This window comes from Dyella acidisoli, assembly GCF_030160295.1.
Taxonomy (GTDB): domain Bacteria; phylum Pseudomonadota; class Gammaproteobacteria; order Xanthomonadales; family Rhodanobacteraceae; genus Dyella_B; species Dyella_B acidisoli.
On sequence record NZ_BSOB01000008.1, the window covers coordinates 20,249 to 37,885 of the forward strand.

At 56.4% G+C, this 17,637-nt stretch carries 18 protein-coding genes; 9 read left to right on the forward strand and 9 right to left on the reverse strand.

Annotated features, from left to right (window positions below):
* The first annotated feature begins 93 nt into the window (after positions 1 to 93).
* The 5 genes from QQJ86_RS04445 (at position 94) to QQJ86_RS04465 (ending at position 4,680) form a co-directional block, all read left to right on the forward strand.
* Positions 94 to 1,128 (forward strand): GlxA family transcriptional regulator, encoded by a 1,035-nt coding sequence (locus tag QQJ86_RS04445; protein ID WP_284319711.1) that lies wholly within the window; start codon positions 94 to 96, stop codon positions 1,126 to 1,128.
* A 173-nt stretch (positions 1,129 to 1,301) separates the two neighbouring features.
* On the forward strand, positions 1,302 to 1,946 hold the full coding sequence (locus tag QQJ86_RS04450) for a hypothetical protein (RefSeq protein ID WP_284319712.1): 645 nt from the start codon (positions 1,302 to 1,304) through the stop codon (positions 1,944 to 1,946).
* A gap of 241 nt (positions 1,947 to 2,187) precedes the next feature.
* On the forward strand, positions 2,188 to 2,841 hold the full coding sequence (locus tag QQJ86_RS04455; protein WP_284319713.1) for a glutathione S-transferase family protein: 654 nt from the start codon (positions 2,188 to 2,190) through the stop codon (positions 2,839 to 2,841).
* A gap of 258 nt (positions 2,842 to 3,099) precedes the next feature.
* Complete coding sequence (locus QQJ86_RS04460) at positions 3,100 to 3,786, forward strand: DUF4386 domain-containing protein (protein ID WP_284319714.1); 687 nt, start codon at positions 3,100 to 3,102, stop codon at positions 3,784 to 3,786.
* A gap of 222 nt (positions 3,787 to 4,008) precedes the next feature.
* Entirely contained in the window at positions 4,009 to 4,680 is a 672-nt protein-coding gene (locus QQJ86_RS04465) for a hypothetical protein (protein ID WP_284319715.1), read from the forward strand.
* A 64-nt stretch (positions 4,681 to 4,744) separates the two neighbouring features.
* On the opposite strand, the gene QQJ86_RS04470 is transcribed toward QQJ86_RS04465, so the two are convergent.
* On the reverse strand, positions 4,745 to 5,092 hold the full coding sequence (locus QQJ86_RS04470; protein ID WP_284319716.1) for a DoxX family protein: 348 nt from the start codon (positions 5,090 to 5,092) through the stop codon (positions 4,745 to 4,747).
* Positions 5,093 to 5,094: 2 nt separating this feature from the next.
* Positions 5,095 to 6,018, reverse strand: a complete 924-nt coding sequence (locus tag QQJ86_RS04475; protein WP_284319717.1) for an NAD-dependent epimerase/dehydratase family protein — start codon at positions 6,016 to 6,018, stop codon at positions 5,095 to 5,097.
* Positions 6,019 to 6,145: 127 nt separating this feature from the next.
* Between QQJ86_RS04475 and QQJ86_RS04480 the strand changes: the two genes are divergently transcribed.
* Positions 6,146 to 6,751 carry a TetR/AcrR family transcriptional regulator gene (locus QQJ86_RS04480; RefSeq protein WP_284319718.1) on the forward strand — a complete coding sequence of 202 codons (606 nt, stop codon included), beginning with the start codon at positions 6,146 to 6,148 and terminating at the stop codon, positions 6,749 to 6,751.
* Positions 6,752 to 6,943: 192 nt separating this feature from the next.
* Here QQJ86_RS04480 and QQJ86_RS04485 read toward each other — a convergent pair whose 3' ends face one another.
* Positions 6,944 to 7,477 carry a dihydrofolate reductase family protein gene (locus QQJ86_RS04485; RefSeq protein ID WP_284319719.1) on the reverse strand — a complete coding sequence of 178 codons (534 nt, stop codon included), beginning with the start codon at positions 7,475 to 7,477 and terminating at the stop codon, positions 6,944 to 6,946.
* A gap of 419 nt (positions 7,478 to 7,896) precedes the next feature.
* Positions 7,897 to 8,322 (reverse strand): winged helix-turn-helix transcriptional regulator, encoded by a 426-nt coding sequence (locus QQJ86_RS04490; RefSeq protein ID WP_284319720.1) that lies wholly within the window; start codon positions 8,320 to 8,322, stop codon positions 7,897 to 7,899.
* A 185-nt stretch (positions 8,323 to 8,507) separates the two neighbouring features.
* On the opposite strand from QQJ86_RS04490, the gene QQJ86_RS04495 reads away from it, so the two are divergent.
* Complete coding sequence (locus QQJ86_RS04495) at positions 8,508 to 9,809, forward strand: hypothetical protein (RefSeq protein ID WP_284319721.1); 1,302 nt, start codon at positions 8,508 to 8,510, stop codon at positions 9,807 to 9,809.
* A 96-nt stretch (positions 9,810 to 9,905) separates the two neighbouring features.
* Here the strand turns inward: QQJ86_RS04495 and QQJ86_RS04500 are convergent, their stop codons facing one another.
* The 4 genes from QQJ86_RS04500 to QQJ86_RS04515 form a co-directional block, all read right to left on the reverse strand.
* A complete protein-coding gene (locus tag QQJ86_RS04500; protein WP_284319722.1) occupies positions 9,906 to 10,328 on the reverse strand; it encodes an alpha/beta fold hydrolase in 423 nt (140 codons plus the stop codon).
* A 195-nt stretch (positions 10,329 to 10,523) separates the two neighbouring features.
* On the reverse strand, positions 10,524 to 10,652 hold the full coding sequence (locus QQJ86_RS04505; protein ID WP_284319723.1) for a hypothetical protein: 129 nt from the start codon (positions 10,650 to 10,652) through the stop codon (positions 10,524 to 10,526).
* A gap of 77 nt (positions 10,653 to 10,729) precedes the next feature.
* Positions 10,730 to 11,407, reverse strand: a complete 678-nt coding sequence (locus tag QQJ86_RS04510; protein WP_284319724.1) for a hypothetical protein — start codon at positions 11,405 to 11,407, stop codon at positions 10,730 to 10,732.
* A gap of 22 nt (positions 11,408 to 11,429) precedes the next feature.
* Positions 11,430 to 11,816: a DUF4430 domain-containing protein gene (locus QQJ86_RS04515; RefSeq protein WP_284319725.1), complete on the reverse strand. Its 387-nt coding sequence runs from the start codon at positions 11,814 to 11,816 to the stop codon at positions 11,430 to 11,432.
* A gap of 777 nt (positions 11,817 to 12,593) precedes the next feature.
* On the opposite strand from QQJ86_RS04515, the gene QQJ86_RS04520 reads away from it, so the two are divergent.
* Together QQJ86_RS04520 and QQJ86_RS04525 are read left to right on the forward strand one after the other, a co-directional pair.
* Positions 12,594 to 13,562: an AAA family ATPase gene (locus QQJ86_RS04520; RefSeq protein ID WP_284319726.1), complete on the forward strand. Its 969-nt coding sequence runs from the start codon at positions 12,594 to 12,596 to the stop codon at positions 13,560 to 13,562.
* Positions 13,563 to 13,591: 29 nt separating this feature from the next.
* Positions 13,592 to 16,183, forward strand: a complete 2,592-nt coding sequence (locus QQJ86_RS04525; protein ID WP_284319727.1) for a S8 family peptidase — start codon at positions 13,592 to 13,594, stop codon at positions 16,181 to 16,183.
* 281 nt (positions 16,184 to 16,464) lie between these two features.
* Here the strand turns inward: QQJ86_RS04525 and QQJ86_RS04530 are convergent, their stop codons facing one another.
* Entirely contained in the window at positions 16,465 to 17,547 is a 1,083-nt protein-coding gene (locus QQJ86_RS04530) for an IS110 family RNA-guided transposase (protein WP_284319728.1), read from the reverse strand.
* Positions 17,548 to 17,637 lie beyond the last annotated feature (90 nt).

Consider the following 17,637-nt stretch of genomic DNA (forward strand, 5'->3'; position numbering starts at 1 on the left):
AGAACGATGCAGGGACCGGCCTGTCCCCAAATCGGGCGCGCTTCGACACTGGCGGTGTGCAGAACGCACGCCCTTATCCTTCGGAGCAACAGCATGAAAACCCTTCTCGCTGCGGCGCTGGCCGCGATCGTCTGCCTGCCTGCCATAAGTGCCACCACGGTTTCCGCCCCTGCCGCGAGCGTGCCTCGCGACGGCATGATCAAGGTTGCCTTCATGGTCAGTGACGACGCCAACGTGATCGACATCGGCGGACCTTGGGAGGTATTCCAGGACACCATGGTCTCCAGCGGCAAGGACGGCAAGCACAAAGTCATGCCGTACGAGCTGTACACGATAGGACCTTCGCACAAGCCGCTGCATACGGAAGGCGGCAACCGTCCGGGCATGACCTTTACGCCGGACTACAGTTACGACGACGCACCGATGCCGGACATTATCGTGGTCGGCGCGCAAAGCGGCGCCCCGGGCCTGGGCGCGTGGCTGCAGAAGGCGCATGCACAAGGCAAGACGATCGTGTCGATTTGCACCGGCGCATTCTTGCTCGGCGAAACGGGATTGCTGAAGGGCAAACAGGCAACCACGCACCACTGGTATTTCGGTGACTTCGCACGCCAATTCCCGGACACGAAACTCGTGCGCGAGGTGCGCTACGTCGATGCCGATCCGATCACCTTTACCGCTGGCGGGCTCAGCTCGGGCGTGGACCTGGCGCTGCACCTCGTCGCCCACCGCTTCGGTGACGCCACCGCTCAGCAGACCGCCGACTACATCGAGTACCAAGGCACCGGCTGGAAAACCAACCAGGGCATCGCCGCTGCGACCGCACCGGTTACTCACGTGCACTGGTCGGGACAGCTCACATCGCAGTCCAGCGTGGTGTTGCACCAGATCACCACCGGGTGGAGCACCGCGATCACCGCTGAGATCCCCGCGGAAAAAGTCGCCAGCGTTCCGGTCACCGAGACCAGCACAGACGATCGCACCACGCTGCTCTTCGCGATCCCGGGACATCCGGCGACGTTCACCGGCAAGGCCTCGGCGGACGGCCATTCCATGACGGGTACGTTCGTGCAGAACGGGACCTCCTATCCATTGACGCTGCGGCAGGGAAGTGACGCGGCGGAGTGAACGGCATCATGGGTTGCTTTTGATATCCCCGTGAGGGGGTATCAAAAGACGCTGATTGATCCACGCTAAAGTGGGTGCGTAGCATTTAGGTCCGCTTCCGACCTATAGCGAGCTTTGTTGGGACTGGAAAGAGCGAAAGACTGTTTTCTAGTTGAGAAAGCACTCTGCTCCTTTTGTCGCATTCACCTCAATGGACGATTTCTCCGATGACTTCATTTATGACCAAGTCGCTTATCGCCGTATCGCTCATCGCAAATGGCCTGCTGACGATATTGTTCTTGACGGGGGCTGCAGCACCACGGCAAACGACATTCGATGAAATCACGGTCCATCGCATCAATGTCGTAGAGCCGGATGGCACATTGCGTATGATCATTTCCGACAAGACCCGTTTGCCTGGCGTGATCGTAAAAGGCAAAGAGCCGCCGCCAAGCGATCGCCCGCAGGCCGGCATGCTCTTTTACAACGATGAGGGCTCTGAAAACGGCGGTTTGATTTTCGGTGGACGCAAGGACAGCAGCGGAAACGTGGTCGACTCAGGCGGTAGCTTGTCGTTTGACAAATATGGCGCCAACCAAATCGTTCAGATCGCCGGCGTCGACGATAAGACCGATCAGTTCGCTGGCATGGCGGTCAGTGACAACAACCGACGCGTTTGGGTAGGCCGAGCCGCAGATGGCGATTCCATGCTTTCCCTTATGGATGCCAATGGTCGAAAGCGAATCGTTCTACGGGTTACCGCCGATGGACATTCGAGCCTGGAATTCCTGGATGCCACTGGTCACGTCACTAAACGTATGAGTCCGGAGAGTATGTAAACGTAGAACGACATGCGTCTAGTTCTCGAACTGTCCACTTCCCAAGCCGGCCGTTCGCGCCCTAGGCCTCATCCGTCGAAAAATTGTGTGGGCGATGTCGATTTCCGAAAATCCCATCCGTCGTTCCTATGTAGGGTGACGAATCGGGCTTAATCAGGAAGGGTGCCTGCCATTGCAGTGAACTCGTCTTGACGGCCTGCCAACGTTGCCGCTCTTAATTTTTGCCAGGAGGAACGTCACGATGAGTATCACCATTACCGCTTTTGAACGGTCGCCCGACGGCGGCAAGGGGCTTGCGCGCGATACACGCGTTCGTTGGGCGCTGGAAGAGGTGGGTCAGCCGTACGACGTTCGGTATGTGTCGTTCCAGGCGATGAAGGAGCCCGCTCATCTATGCCTTCATCCTTTTGGTCAGATTCCAACGTATGAAGAGGGCGATCTGGCCTTATTCGAAACCGGTGCGATCGTCTTCCATATCGCCGAGCAACATACGGGCCTGTTGCCGAAGGATGCCCATGCCCGCGCGCGCGCGATCGCATGGATGTTTGCGGCCCTCAACTCCGTTGAGCCCAGCGTCCTGGAACTCGTCATCGTCAAGTTCCAAGAGGGCGACAAGCCGTGGAGCAAGGAGCGCCTACCACTGGTTGCGGACCGCATCCGCCAGCGCCTGGGCCAGCTTTCCACCCGCCTTGGCGACGCCGACTGGTTGGATGGTGCCTTCAGCGCGGGCGACTTGTTGATGGTGTCGGTGCTGCTTAGAACGAGGCCATCGGGCATCCTGGACGAATTTCCGAACCTCGCGGCGTATGTAGCCCGCGCCGAAGCACGGCCAGCCTACCAGCGCGCGTTTGCCGCGCAATTGGCGGCTAACACCGGCAAATCACTAGCTGGGTGATCAAGCTCGGCGCAGGGCTCAATACCGCCGTCAGAGTCTTGGTTCGCTTTATTGGGTCTGGCCTTCGACGGCCAGGCCTGGGGTGGCCAGAATGGGCGCGGTTTCAAGCAAGGGCGAACAAGCGCAATATCCGATTTCGACACAATCCGGACCTGATGCGTCGGCTTTGTCCATCGGACGCATCGCGTAATTAAGCAGGAACGTACGTCAATCTAATCACGTCTTCGACTAGCGCTGCGCGGGTGGGGAGTCGATCCGATGAATGCGAAACAGGTGCGCCGTCTTGCTGCTGTCGCGGGTGTTCTTGTCACGATTTCGATTTTTGCTGGCGGCTTTGCTGAGGTTTATGTTCCTGGCAAATTGCTTGTCGCCTCCGATCCGATTGCAACCGCCAGAAATGTTGCCGCGTCAGCCCAGCTCTTTCGGCTCAGCTTCTTGGTTTACTTGATCGAGGCACTGTGTGACGTAACGCTGACCTGGATTTTCTACGTACTCCTGCGACCGGTGAGCTCCACGTTGTCGCTGTTGGCGGCATTCTTTGGGATCGTTTCTACCGCCACGTTCGCCACGAGCGAACTTTTTTACTTCATGGCCTCGGTCCCCGTTCTTGACGAAACTGTTCAAAAACACTTTACCCCCGACGAAAGCTCACTATTCATTTATTCGGCGCTGACGTTGTATGGCTATGGCGGAACCGTGTTCATGGTGTTCTACGGTGTTGCGACGGCCCTGCGAGGATATTTGTTCTATCGATCGGCTTACTTCCCTAAGTGGCTTGGTGCATTGCTCCTGCTGGCTGGAACAAGTTTTATTGTCAAAAACATTGTCGCTGTCGCGTTGCCACAGTACGACTCCGATTTGCTGCTTGCACCCACGTTCGTGACGATGATTGCTCTCGCTGCTTTGCTGTTGTTCAAGAGCAACTATTCTCGATGGAGTGAGTAACCCGAAAAGGGTGTTTTGCCGAGGTGGTGACGGCACGACATGATCATTTACTCGGTTGATCTGCGATGTCTGCCCAGGCCACACGTGGAAACGATAGTTAGGACGGAAATCGTCAAGATTGTTTGTCTATCGGTTGAATCCGCAACCAGAAGTGGACCTTGAAGACCCCTGGCTTTACAGGCTTTTCAAGTCCCCTTCTTAACTGGGCCAAAGGAGGTAGTGATGCCTCAACCCAAGATTCGCTCACCGCTCATGGCTGGACTCGGGTTACGCGCGTTCAAAGGTGGCGCCGTGGTCATTGGTGTCGCCGTTGTGGAGGGGGAGCCTTGCGTCGTCCTCTCTACGGTTCTGGAAACGTATACCCAGGGCGACCGGCTTTCCTTTGAACCTTATCGGCTGGCCGCCGAAACGTCGCGCGAACCGTCAGGAAGGGCTGCGCCTGAAGCCGCGGCCATCGTGGCAGAGGGGCGCAGGCGTCAGAATCAGCTGGCGACGCACGGCCTGCAAGCCATCATCCATCGACTTGATGCAGCGGGACGCAAGCCGGCTGTCGCCGCATTGCTCGTCAATCGCGCCGGCTGGATTACCGATCTCCTCGAATACAGTCTTGCCTGGGCGGAGCACATACCGGTTGCCGAAAATCTGGCCGTACGCGAAGCGCTTCGGTTCGCAGCTGGTCAATGTGGTGTCGCGATGGTCGAACAGGACGAGAAGTCACTTCCCGAACTCGCCACCAAGACACTCGGCGTATCTTCGGCGGAGTTGGATGCCCGACTGAAAGCGTTGGGTGCGCCCGCAGGGAAACCTTGGCGGAAAGAGCAGAAGCTTGCTTGCCTATCCGCCTGGGTTGCGCTTGCAAATCGGCCTGTTGTCGAAATCGACCGGCTTGGTTAGTCGCCCAGGCGCGCGCACCACTCAGGCAAATGTTGGACAGTCCACCACCCAAGGCCAGTCATCGCTACAAAAAGCGGACCACCACAGTAACCACAATAAGAGCCGAGAAGATTAGCGCCGGAGCAAGATGCGCGAACGGCTCCCGATTACGTAGCAACGTGACAAGCGCGCCGATCATGATCGCGCCGGCTAGCGTTAAGCCCAAGACTCTGGTTTGTTGTCCAAGAAGAAGTGCCGCACTGAGCAGCTCGAGCGCGCCACAGAGCAACTGAAACCATGCCGGATAACCCCAGCGTGCGAAGTCTCGCTTCGGCGCGCCGCGTCTTGCGAGATTGACCGCTCCGGCAACCGCGAACAGAACCGCTACGACTATCGCGAGAATCGATTCGAACGACGCACTGTTCCACGCCATCGTCATGCTCCGCTGATGTGCTGAAAGTGGTTTTGTGCAGAGAGGTCCGCAATCAGGCCGGGGCCGTGGGGTTCCCACGCAAGCACTCGCCGGGCATGCTGGCCGCTTACTGTCTGGTCGAGCGCCAGTGCGTCAGCGAACGGTCCAAGCGATTGGCGAGCGTCGTCGAGCGGCCAAGGTTCGACGCGATCGGCGCCGATCGAGGCCCGAATCGCTTCACCCATTTCGGCAACGGCAACGGCATCTTCCGCGACTACGTTGAAGATCTGTCCTGTAACTAGAACGTCCCCGCTTACTGCCCGCTCCACCGCGCTCAGGTAAGTCGCCGCGAGATCATCGACGTGAACGGCGGGCCAGTGGTTGCGACCATCGCCGACAATCCGCACACTGCCGGTCTGACGAGCCATGCCGGCAAGCATGCCGAAGACGCCGCCGCCGTAGCCGTGCACCATCGCCGGCCTGAGGACCACTGCAGCTATTGAACGGCTTGCTGCTAACGCCAGCACATGCTGCTCCACGGCTGGCCGCCAGGCGATGAGTGGTGTCGGATTCAGCGCTGACGCTTCCGTCGCGGGCTCCCCCTCCGTATTGCCATAGACCCAGGTGCCCGACGTATAGACGAACGCCGCGCCCGGCCGCAAATGCGAAAGCATCGCTACAACCGCAGCCTCATCGGCCGCAGCGGCGGAAGCGTCCGCAGTCGACGCGGTGTGCACCACGCCATCAGCGGCACCGGCCGTCGCAGCGAAAGACTGTGGCTCACGCAGATCGCCGGAATGCAGTTTCACACCGAGACGTGCCAGCTCGCTGGCGGCCGCCGACCCGTCCTGGCGCACCAGCACCGTCACCTGATGGCCGAGGCTGATAGCCTTGCGCGCGACGGCTTGCCCGATGTAGCCCGTACCACCTGTAATGAATAGTTTCAAAGCGTTCTCCCGACGATTGCTCGCGAAGTTGAAGGATCAAAAACGAGACCAATGAGTCTCGTTTAGGTAACCGTAAACGAGACTGGTCAGTCTTGTCAACTGCGCGACGATCTGTTAATTACCCCTTATGGACGCTTCCTCTCTCCCCGGCCTGAGCCCTCTGCAACGCCGCAAGCGGGCTGCCATCCTCGGCGGCGCGAAAACCGTTTTCTTACGCCAGAGTTTTGCTCTGGCGAAGATGGACGATGTCGCCGCAGCCGCCGGCGTCGGCAAACAGACGGTCTACCGCCACTTCAAGTCGAAGGAGGCGCTCTTCGTTGGTCTGGTGACCTTGATGTGCGCTCAGGTGGGCGAGCTTCTTGCCGCCCCTCAAGACGCGCAATCCGATGGCTCACCCGAAGTCGAATTGCGCGCGTTGGGATCGTTGTTGGCGCAAATCCTTATCGCGCCGGATGTCCTGCGGCTTTACCGGGCCATCGTTGCTGAGGCCGAGCGTCTTCCGGAACTCGGCCAGGTGTTTTACGAAAATGGTGCAAAGGTCGTGCGCGCCTTCGCTGCAAACATTCTGCGAAAGCGATTTGACGAATCGACGGCCGCATTGCGGGCAGCGACATTCATTAATCTGGTGCTAGGCGACGCGTATCTGGAACTGTCCATTGGCTACGCGGTACCCGAGGTTGAGAAGCGCTTTGCGCTACAGATTGACGAGGCGGTGGCGGCTGCACTTCGCTAAGGAGCGCCGCATAAGGTGTCGCGCCGCCGCATGCGGAGCGCAACATCGTGTTGCGGGAAATGGGCGGCGAGTTGGCGAGGACGGACCGTTTGGCTGCCAACCCTGGTTAGTTTCACGAGCGAAGCTGCTCGGTTGCTGCGGCGAAGGTGGGTACGCGATGCGTCGGCGTCATCCGTCGGGCGCGTTGCGTCATTAAGCAGGAACGTATGTCAATCTGATCACGTCCTCGCCGATTAAATCGCTGGCCACCAGGCGCAGCGGCGGCCGAGGGCCCGTGAAGAATGGCTTGCCGTGACCAAGCACGACGGGGCGGAGATAAAGTCGATACTCGTCGATAAGACCAAGGTCGGTCAGGCTTCGCGCCAGGTCCGGGCCGGCGACATCGATCTCCCCGGAGTGCTGGGCTTTCAGTTTCCGTATCGCCGCCTCGATGTCATCGGCAACAAGGATGGCGTTGGCGCCGACTGATTTCAGCGAGCGCGACACGACCCACTTCGATTGGCTTCGCCAAATCGCCGCAAAATCGTGATCCTCCGTGTCCCAACCAGGCTGGTCCTCGTCCCAATAACGCATGATCTCGTACGTACGGCGTCCGTACACCATGCCCGTGAGGTTGCGCACGTGCTCTAAGAAGTGGCGAGAGACCAATGGCCCGGGAGGGCCTAATTTCTGATGGTCGACATAGCCATCCAGGGACTGCATCAGTCCGAACACAAGCTTTGCCATGGGAAACCCCCACTTGAGAGTCTTCAGGATAGTAGTGGTGCGAGTGCCTGGGCGTGCTCCAAAGTTTGTACGTAGGCCGTCCCCATAATTTGTACGTCGGGTACAAACGATGGAGTTTTGTCCAATTTGTGGACAGAACTCCATAGTCAGTGCGTTTTAGCGCCCCATAGTTTGTGCATTTGGAACGTCATCAACACAGACTACGCGCAAAGCTCGGAACCATAGTTTGTGTATGGGCTTTCAGATCAATAACTTGTCGAATGAGCGAAGTCGCGAATTTGGCCAGATTTAGCACCATAGTTTGTGCAATCAGCCGTCGCCAAGAAACGCTGCCTACGTATGCGGATTAGGGGGAAGAAGATAACCGTCTACGAAAGCGGAGGCGTACCAGTCTGTGAAGCCGGCAGTAGCTCAGCAGCTCATCCTGATGCCGGAAGATGTGTTTTTCGAAGTTCATTCATAAATTCTGCGCGCAGTTCAGCCCCACCTTCTTTCAAGGTGCGAGCCAGGCCCTGCAACTTAGAAGTGGGCAAATACTCGTGTCCCCACGCAGCCATTTCCAACAGAAGAGGAACCAGTGCGATGCCTTTCTCCGTAAGGCTATAAATCGCTTTCTGTTTGTGGGTCGGGTCATCGGACTTGGTAATGATCCCTTGTTCGACAAGCTTTCGAAGTCGGTCGGCAAGGATATTCGATGCGATTCCCTCCAAAGATTGGGTCAGGAGTTCGCGGAAATGCCTTCGATTAACGAAAACGATGTCGCGGATGACGAGCAAAGTCCATTGATCGCCAAGCACTTCGACTGTTTGGTTGATGACGCATTCGGATCTATGACTCGTGCGCACGCTGCTTCCAACTTAAATGGACATTCCAGCCCCATTTTACGACTTTAAAACCAGTTGCATAATATAACCAGTTGTATCATTGTACTGGTTGTTATGAGCGAGATCCGTCCGGCTGGCGCTCGCGTGTAACGCTGCGTTGTCAGGAACCTGGGGGTTGGGACTGAAACTTCGTGGGAGGCAAAAATATGAACATGTTCAAGCAGCTGCGCAATCTCTGGATACCGTGCGCTACGATTTTTGCTCTGACTTGCTTTGGCAATGCGTTCGCTCAAGTGAGCTACCAAGTTACCGATCTGGGCGTTCCGAAGAATGACAATTATTCGATGATCATGTCCGTCAACGATGAGGGCTGGTCGGAGATCATGGCTGGGAACTTTCTACCGGGGCAGGGGGATTCGTTATCCGGGGTACCTTTAAACGGACGGGCACTGATAAACGTCGACGGATACTACGTCGATCTTGGCACGCTCGGCGGACCGAACAGTTGGATGAACTTTGGCGAGATCAACGACTTCGCACAGGTAGTGGGTGATTCCGAAACGGCTGTCCCAGACCCGAACGGCGAAGACATTTGCGGATTCGGCACCCACCTTACGTGTCTTCCGTTTCTTTGGCAGCCCTTCCATATGAGAGCCCTCCCAACACTAGGCGGAAATAACGGGGAGGCGAGCGCGATTAATAACCTTGGACAAATCGTTGGAATGGCAGAAAACGGTGCCGTGGACCCCTCATGCCAGTCGGGCACCGTCAATAATCGGGTTCAATTGCCGGTGTTGTGGGAAAACGGCAACGTCCACGCTCTGCCTACGGTAGATCATGATCCAGACGGGTTCGCATTTTGGATCAACAATCGTGGTCAGGCTGTCGGCTACTCGGGAAACTGCAGCGGACCCATTCACGGCATATTGTGGGAAAACCGCACTGCGTCTGCGCTTGCGGACCTCGGAACCGGCGGCTTCGCTGAGAACATCAACGACGAAGGCCAAATTGTTGGAACAGTCGGTAGTGCTGACGGAACTACCCAAACTGGCGCGATTTGGCAGATTGTCAAAGGCACAGGCACCACCAAACTCACCACAGTGCTCGGACTGCTGCCGGGAGATGCCGCGGGCCTAGCTTTCGGCAACAACAACGAGGGCCAGGTAGTGGGAGGTGAGTGGAACGCCAACTTCTACTGGTCTCATGCCTTCATCTGGCAGAGCGGCGTAATGACCGACCTCAACACGCTGTTCCCTGCCAGTTCCAACCTGTTCGCGACCTTCGCCGCCAAGATCAACAACCGCGGACAAATCGGAGGCATGGCAATCGTATGCAGCGGGCCGCACCAGGGCGAGATGCACGCCTTTCTAGCAACCCCTGTGGAGCAAAGCGCGGGTGAATCGATTGCACAGGCCGCGCCTAATTGCCTGGAATCCAATTTCCCCGCAGCGGACGCTGTCAATCGACTTTTGAAGAAATCCGGACCCAGCGGCCAATTCGTGCGTTAACGAGCGCTTTCGAAGCGTTATTGAACCTCACTCCAACAACGTGGACGCATGCAGCCAGCGCGAGAGGTGGCGCTGACTGCATGCGTGAGTTGGAGCTCATTGTTTCGGTAAGCTTTGTATGAAGTCGTCAATCATGCGATTGAACGTCACTGGATCATCAAAAAACAGTGTGTGTCCATTCTCGTCGAACCGCTCAAATCGAACTTTGTCGGCAAGCTTTGCCTCCAGAAAATCCGCACTTGGCAGCAATGCTGGCTCATACGCGAAGAGCTTGGGGCGATTGATCTTGGTGAACGCTTTGGAGAAATAGCCGAAGGAAGGTACTGGCGAATGTCTGCCTCCAACCCCAAGCAGACGATTCGCGCAAAGTCTGGTCGAGACTTCGGCTAAAGGGTCAATAAATGAAAGCCGTGGAATTACATTCATTGGCTGTGCTGAAAAATAAAATAAGAAATTGATCTTGATGGATTTATTTGGAAAAAAAGAATCCCATAGTTTGTAAGTGAGGGGTGTTCCCATAGTTTGTGAGGGGTGCACAAACTATGGGGGTATGGACACATGGGCGGTTGTCGGGATCAGCAAATTTTGTCGCTTCGCATAAATTATTGAAAACAATAAATTAATTTACTAATACCCCTACGGGATGTGTCGGTCGGCGACGGGGTTAAGTGTTTTTTGTCGGCTAGCGACACGGTCACGTGATGTTTCTGTCGCTTAGCGACAGGGTTGGCTGACGCAGCCTAACGCGGCCAGCGATACAGTGAGTTTCAATTGCACCGTGGTCACGGTGCTCTCTACCACCGCGACGGGATTGGTGATGACGATGCCGAGTGGTGCCACCATGGGCCGATCAGCTCGACCGAAGACGGCCAGCAGTGCCACCCTGTTGTCATTGATGAGAAGTCTGTACTCGATTCAAGTCACTTGAGATCATGCTCAAGAGGCGTACTGTGAGCGTAAAAGTCTATGTTGTTCGGCCACGCATCGGTATGGTCCTGAAACGATTGACTGATAAGAAGGTCAGGGCTGTTCACATGTCCGGCCGCGCAAACGTGCGGCTCTCGTTTGGCGGCACTGGTCAATGGATCGTGTCTGTTTGGAGGGCTATCTCGTTGAACCAAAGGTCGCAAGATCGCTATGTGACCGGGCAACGCTATCGGTTGGCCTGTTTTGTCATCAATGGCAGGGCGTTGAGCGTAGGATGCTAAAACCAATTTACCCTTGTTGGTGGCTTCCTGCGCCAACTTAATAACGCCTACGTCGCCGCTTCGCCCAATACGCAGCCATCCCGCCGCGCTCGCTGCTTCACCCTGATAGCGTTGATAACCTCTTAACCAATGATCTTGAGCGCTGGCAAGCAATAATTCGTCGTGAAATGGAGGTCGCAGAACGTAGATGCCAAGTCGCAAACAGGCCGCTGCGACGAAAGTGCTGCAATGCGTATAGTGCGCACGACCAACATCTGGAGGAGCATTTTGTTGACCAGTCTCCCAGACGATGTGATGGCCTTTTAGCCAATAGCGATCGACTTGAAGTCCATCAAGAAACTCAACCAATCTTTCGGCACCTGCCGAAGCGTAATCCTGCGGTGCGGCCATACATCCGTCCTCTATATGTCGATTAGAGCGGCCTGGTTTTGAGCGGCAGAGAGACGGCTGCCTGAGCGCTCATATCGGTGTATTTCCATTCGACTAATGACGACCGCTTGCTAGGGTCTTCTTTGATTATTGCTTCGCTGGCGCCGACTAAAGATTCTTTACCATCCACAAAGAGTAACCAGTAGTGGTTTGGCTGATCACCATCGGATAATCCGTCAATGCTGTCGATCTGTGCCCCATAGATCGATCGATATTCCACCCGGAAAGCAAAATTTTTCGTGTTAAGCGCTTCGCCGATTATCATTGCCTGGAGCGCAGTCATCCCTGCGTACCAAGGAATTCCCGATAGGATCAGCGATGGTGGCTGCGTCTGATCGGCGTAAATATTGATCTCAACTGTATAGCCCATAAAATCCCCCTATTCATGATGTCTGCACCACGCATGTCATGTAATGACATGAACCAATAGCGGACGCTTATGAGCCCGGTAGCCATCTCCTTGTACTGCTAACAGGATGGGTTGAGCAGGTTAACCTAATTCATCAAGGCAACTGGGCTTAGCAATCACAATCATAGCAATAGCTATCTGCTTTTTTGAGAAAGAAAGCTTGTGCCGGCTGCAGCAAGGAGCTATGCGTGCTTGTGAAATCTTTGTGACGACCTGATGGGGGGACTAAATTCGTTGTGATAGCTGCAAGAAGCGAGGTGGCGCTATCGGACTCGCCCGCGCGAGCGGCGGTGGGAAGCATCGGACTTCGACAAAAGAAAGGCCCTTCGATCCCCGGCCTGTGTGCCGCTGGCGCCATTGCGTTTCATTTTGCTTTTGTCGCTTTGCGACCAGGTTTGAGGTAGGTCGGCCGGTTCGATGCTGCTAAGAGGTCGTCATCGCTCAGATGCTCTAGCTGAGCGATCGCTGCTCGGATTACCTCGCTGCGATTACGGAGCACACCCTGGCGACCGAGTCGCTGCCTTGCGTTCTCGATGGCTTTTATTTCCTGGTCAGTAAGACAAAAACTCAATCTAGGCAGCTGTTCCATATATATCAATCATATCATTAAAATGATATGATTGATACGCGATCGCAGCCCTTGCGCCTCGTACGGCCTAAAAGCTCCTTCGATAGTTCGACCCTTCGTAGACAGGACGGCAGAGCTAGGCGAATATTCCTCAGTCCCGGACAACGATCATGTCGCGAGCAGACCTTTTAGTTAACTTGGTTAAAGCTGGCAGCGAAGGCGACCAGCGGTTACTCCGTACCACGGTGGAAGCTATGGCTGCCGAGGAACGTGCCAAACATCATCATCAGCTGGCTGACCGCCTCGTTCAAAATCTCGGGGGTGACAAGCCACGCCCGCGCGCTCCTGAAGTGGTGCGTTCTTATGATGGCGGTCACGGCGGGCTCCTCTTTGAGATTGAGCCGCGGCGCACGCTTGATGCCTTGCTCCTTAACAACAGCGTCCGAACCGCATGCCGCGAGCTTGTTGAGGAGCAGCAAAGAAGCGATCTGCTCCGGTCCTATGGATTGGAGCCTCGGCATCGCGTGCTTCTTTCCGGGCCGCCGGGCAACGGCAAAACATCATTGGCCGAGGCATTGGCGTCAGAGCTAATGGCGCCCTTATTTGTAGTCCGCTATGAAGCCGTCATCGGCAGCTTCCTAGGGGAAACGAGCAGCCGCTTGAAGCGCTTATTCGATTTTGTACGTACGCATCAATGTGTATTGTTCTTCGATGAATTCGATACGCTCGGCAAGGAGCGTGGTGATACGCATGAAACGGGCGAAATCAAGCGCGTTGTGAGTTCGCTTCTTTTGCAGATCGACGCTCTGCCTAGCCATGTTGTTGTCGTCACTGCCACCAATCACGCCGAGTTACTCGATCGGGCCGTTTGGCGCCGTTTCCAGCTGCGTTTGGACATGCCAGCGCCGACTGAGGCCCAGAAAGAAGTCTGGTTTGTTGAGTTGCAAAAAAAACTCAAGGCACCGTTGGGGGTTGCGCCTAAAACGTTGGCTGCAAAGTTGCCCGCCACCAGTTTTTCGGACCTCGAACAATTTTGCGAAGATATTCAGCGGCGCTACGTATTGGCGTTGCCAGGCGCCGATCTGAAGAAGATCGTTGCTGAGCGTCTAAAACAATGGCAGGTTCGATTTACGATGTAACAATCCATTGAATGTCTTAGGGGATAAGGATGCCTGAAGGACAGCTACCCCTTCTAATTTTTCCCGTTCGTGCCAGGGGCGAACGAAATAACATGGGAGGAGGTGGTGGACGGATCCATGTCCCCGATATCGCTCGTCAGCGTGAGCGCATTGCTCCTCAGTTGGCCGTTCTTCAAGGTGCCTTCGAGGCCCGCCGATTGCAGCTACAAGACGCTGGGCCGCTTGAAAATCCTGAGTTAGTACTCGTCCTTGAAGTCGTAGGGACAATCCAACACTTTGCCAGGGCAGTGGCAGGCATCCAAGGACTGGAATGGCTGTATGAATTTGCCCAGGATCGGATTTCTCCGGACGATGATTTTCATGAACAGGACAGACAAGACAAGCTTCTAACTGGCCGCCTTTACCTGCTTGGGACGAATCAACAAGCACTCAATCAGCTACTTGCTCTTTGGGATCGCTATCAACGTAATCCGGCCGCGCCTTTTGATACAGGTCTCGCGCCATTTAAGCATTTGTTCTCTCATCTCCGTGCTATACGCCCTTGGAGCACAGAAGATCGCGTAGGCGTGGATATTCGAGATTACTGGCTAAGTGAAATCGAGAGCGGTAAACCAATTATCCGGTTCGAGATCGAGATTTGGTATCACGCATCCGCCGCTAGGAACGACGCCGCACGAGCGGAAATTGCGACCCTGATTGAACAGCAGGGTGGCGACGTTATCAGTCACGCGGTAATCGATGGAATCGCTTACCACGGACTTTTGGTCGATTTACCGATCGAGGCAGTGCGCGCCATCTTGGAGGGTGGCGTGCCGCAGCTACTGCTATCCGATCGCATCATGTTTTTCCGGCCCCGGGGACAATCGGTTACCGAAAGCGCTCGGGAAGAACACGTGGTTCAAGGCCAGGCACACGCCGCTGCGTCCGATGCGCCGCCGATCGTGGGCCTGCTCGACGGACTTCCGATGGCCAATCATGCACTGTTGGCGGGACGTCTGACTATCGACGACCCGGATGGTTGGGAGGCGGGTTACGAGGCAAAAGATCGCGTTCATGGCACGGCCATGGCATCACTGATTTTGCACGGGGATTTGGACGAAGCGGGTCCAACCCTTCATCGACGACTTTACGTTCGCCCCGTCATGCGCCCAGATCCGGACGATGGGTACCATCGCCGCAGAAGGGAAAGCACGCCCAATGACGTGCTGCTTATAGACCTCATGCATCGCGCCGTCCGGCGGATGTTCGAAGGAGAGGGTAACACTGGCCCGGTCGCTCCTACGGTCAAGATAATCAACCTATCGCTCGGAGATCCTCACCGCATCTTTGCGAATGAAATGTCGCCATGGGCCCGCCTAATCGACTGGCTGTCGTATCAGTACTCCGTGCTCTTCATCGTCAGCGCCGGCAATGATCCTTCTGATGTAACGTTGGCAACACCGCGTGATTCGCTGGTCAACATGTCGCCACCCGAGCGAACGGCGATGGCTTTGTCGGCCCTCGTGCAGGACGGCATTTCTAGACGCTTGATGGCACCGGCCGAGTCCATGAATGCTCTGACGGTGGGGGCATTGCATATGGATGCGTCCAATCCAAACGTACCGCAGAATCGATTCGATCTTTTTGAATATGGCGGCATCAGTCCGATTTCACGTGTGGGGCTCGGGTATCGAAGGGCTGTGAAGCCGGACATCCTAATGTCAGGAGGTCGTTGCCTTTATCAAGAGCAGCTCGTGGGGCAGCCCGATGTCACTATCTTGCGAGTGCTCGATGCTGGGTACGCGCCTGGCCACAAGGTGGCCATTTCCCCAGATGGCGGCGGAGATCTGAATCTCAGCACCTATACACGGGGAACGAGCAACGCTGCGGCTCTCGCCACGCGAGCGGCTGCGCAAGCATACGACATGCTTGAAGAACTTCGTGCGCAGGAGCCGAATGCTCCGGGGCATGAATATGATGCAGTCGTGCTCAAGGCGTTGCTCGTGCATGGCGCCTCATGGGGAGAGTTGTCCGATAATCTGTTGCGCCCTCGTCCAGACCTGGCAGCGATTCCTAATGGAATCACTCGACATCACGCTCAAAAGGACTTTCTGACGACATGGCTCGGATATGGGCCGGCTAACATTGAACGTGCTATCGGTTGCACTCAGCAGCGTGCCACCTTACTTGGTGTGGGAACGCTGGCCGCTGATAAAGCCATGGAGTTTTCTGCGCCACTTCCAACGAGCCTTGCAGGTCGAGTTGTCTGGCGTCGGGTTACAGTCACGCTCGCATGGTTGACACCGACTCATCCTACGCATCAAGCATATCGTCGAGCGAAGCTGTGGGCTTCGGGCGTTGGTGCGGAGCTAAGAGTCAACCGAACTAATAGTGTTAGTGACAAAGCCGCTCTGCGAGGCACGGTTCAGCACGAAGTGTTCGAGGGGGCTGATGCGGTGGTCTTCGTGGAAGGCGATGCATTCGCCTGCAAGGTCAATTGCGCACGGGATGCAGGGAGCTGGCAAGGTGGCGTTCGCTTTGCGATCTGCGTCTCCCTCGAAGTGGCTGTCGATTCTGGGATTGCAGTGTATGAAGAGATACGTGAGCGTCTTGCACCACCTGTTCCAATTCAGCCGGGTTAATGTCCTTTTTGATGCGATGAGCCTAACAAATCATGTATGGACTCCTCATGCAACTAGCCCGATTTGCTGTGGCGGTTGATGTCGGGTGAATGGATCGGTTGCAGTCGTGTATTCGGCCTTGGGGTGAACGCATCGCGTTCGGGCCATCATGGAATCCGCGAATCGAAAGCCAATCGTTCGAAGCGGCCTCGCAGGCCAGAAGAGTTATCGGCTTGGTTCGATTCGGGACCGACGCATTCGCCATGACATAGATCGCTGTGGCAACTCGGGGATGAGAAGGTTTAGTCGGTCATGTATATGTCTTCGCGGGTCTGGAGTGGTCGTACGCTGCAGTAATCGCTATCGAATGCAGCGTGATGATGTTCCATCGCCCACATGCGGCGGGCCATTTTGTTGGCCATGGCGACGGCCGCTTTGTTGTGACCCTGCCGCGCCTGCAAGGCCAGCGCCCACGCCTGTAGATGGTTGAGCGGTTGATCCTTTCGCTGCCGCACCTGCGCGGCACGCAAGGCGGCGCGTGCGCCATGGATCAACAGCAAACGCAGATAGCCGTCGCCGCGTTTGCTCATGGCACCCAGGTGTCGCTGCGCGCCGGAAGAATGTTCGCGAGGCGTCAGGCCCAGCCACGCAGCGAAGTGGCGGCCACTGCGGAACCGATCCAGCGGACCCACGCTGGCGCATAACGCGGTGGCAGTCAGCAGACCGATGCCCGGCACACTCTGATAGCGCTGGCTGGTCGGATCGCGTTGGGCAAACGCCTCCAACTGTTGTTCGATCGCGGTCATGTCCGTGTGTAAGTTCGCCAGGCGATCCAGCAAGTTACCCAGCGTATGGCGCAAGGCCATCGGCAAATCGTTATCGCCGTCTTCGAGGAACGTCAGCACCGTAGGGCGCACCTTGCTTGCACCCAGCGGGATGACCAGACCGAATTCACGCAACACGCCACGCAACAGATTGATCGTAGAGGTGTGCTGTGCTTTCAGTCGTTCGCGAATCCGATGCAGTGCTTGGATGCCCTGCTGCTCGGGCGACTTGATCGGTACAGGATTGATCTGTGCGCAACGATCCGCCTCGAGTATCCCAGCCACATCCGTGCGGTCCGTCTTGTTGCGCCGCACGTACGGACGCACGTCGCGAGCAGGGAGAAGGCATACCGTGTGCCCCTGTCCGGTAAATCGGCGCGCCCAGTAGTGGGCGCTGCTGCAGGCCTCCATCACCACCCGCAGCGGTCCGCGGTTATCCAGCGCATGGGCGAAGGTGCGGCGCGTCAGGCGCTTGCGCTCCACAATACGGTGCTCGGCGTCGGCAAACGCCAGCTCGAACACGTCCTTTGCCAGATCAATAGCGACAGTCGTAGCATGCATGGCGGACTCCTCTCGTGATCCCGTCGACTGAACGGTAACGACTCAGTCTGGCTCATCGAAGCCGCGTGGCGACGCGGGAGGAGTCCATTC

Bases quoted from the DNA above. Each gene is read 5' to 3' on its own strand.
- QQJ86_RS04445 (WP_284319711.1), top strand. From the start codon at position 94: ATGAAAACCCTTCTCGCTGCGGCGCTGGCCGCGATCGTCTGCCTGCCT.
- QQJ86_RS04455 (WP_284319713.1), top strand. From the start codon at position 2,188: ATGAGTATCACCATTACCGCTTTTGAACGGTCGCCCGACGGCGGCAAG.
- QQJ86_RS04460 (WP_284319714.1), top strand. From the start codon at position 3,100: ATGAATGCGAAACAGGTGCGCCGTCTTGCTGCTGTCGCGGGTGTTCTT.
- QQJ86_RS04465 (WP_284319715.1), top strand. From the start codon at position 4,009: ATGCCTCAACCCAAGATTCGCTCACCGCTCATGGCTGGACTCGGGTTA.
- QQJ86_RS04470 (WP_284319716.1), bottom strand. From the start codon at position 5,092: ATGGCGTGGAACAGTGCGTCGTTCGAATCGATTCTCGCGATAGTCGTA.
- QQJ86_RS04480 (WP_284319718.1), top strand. From the start codon at position 6,146: ATGGACGCTTCCTCTCTCCCCGGCCTGAGCCCTCTGCAACGCCGCAAG.
- QQJ86_RS04485 (WP_284319719.1), bottom strand. From the start codon at position 7,477: ATGGCAAAGCTTGTGTTCGGACTGATGCAGTCCCTGGATGGCTATGTC.
- QQJ86_RS04495 (WP_284319721.1), top strand. From the start codon at position 8,508: ATGAACATGTTCAAGCAGCTGCGCAATCTCTGGATACCGTGCGCTACG.
- QQJ86_RS04500 (WP_284319722.1), bottom strand. From the start codon at position 10,328: ATGGGAACACCCCTCACTTACAAACTATGGGATTCTTTTTTTCCAAAT.
- QQJ86_RS04505 (WP_284319723.1), bottom strand. From the start codon at position 10,652: ATGGTGGCACCACTCGGCATCGTCATCACCAATCCCGTCGCGGTGGTA.
- QQJ86_RS04510 (WP_284319724.1), bottom strand. From the start codon at position 11,407: ATGGCCGCACCGCAGGATTACGCTTCGGCAGGTGCCGAAAGATTGGTT.
- QQJ86_RS04515 (WP_284319725.1), bottom strand. From the start codon at position 11,816: ATGGGCTATACAGTTGAGATCAATATTTACGCCGATCAGACGCAGCCA.
- QQJ86_RS04520 (WP_284319726.1), top strand. From the start codon at position 12,594: ATGTCGCGAGCAGACCTTTTAGTTAACTTGGTTAAAGCTGGCAGCGAA.
- QQJ86_RS04525 (WP_284319727.1), top strand. From the start codon at position 13,592: ATGCCTGAAGGACAGCTACCCCTTCTAATTTTTCCCGTTCGTGCCAGG.
- QQJ86_RS04530 (WP_284319728.1), bottom strand. From the start codon at position 17,547: ATGCATGCTACGACTGTCGCTATTGATCTGGCAAAGGACGTGTTCGAG.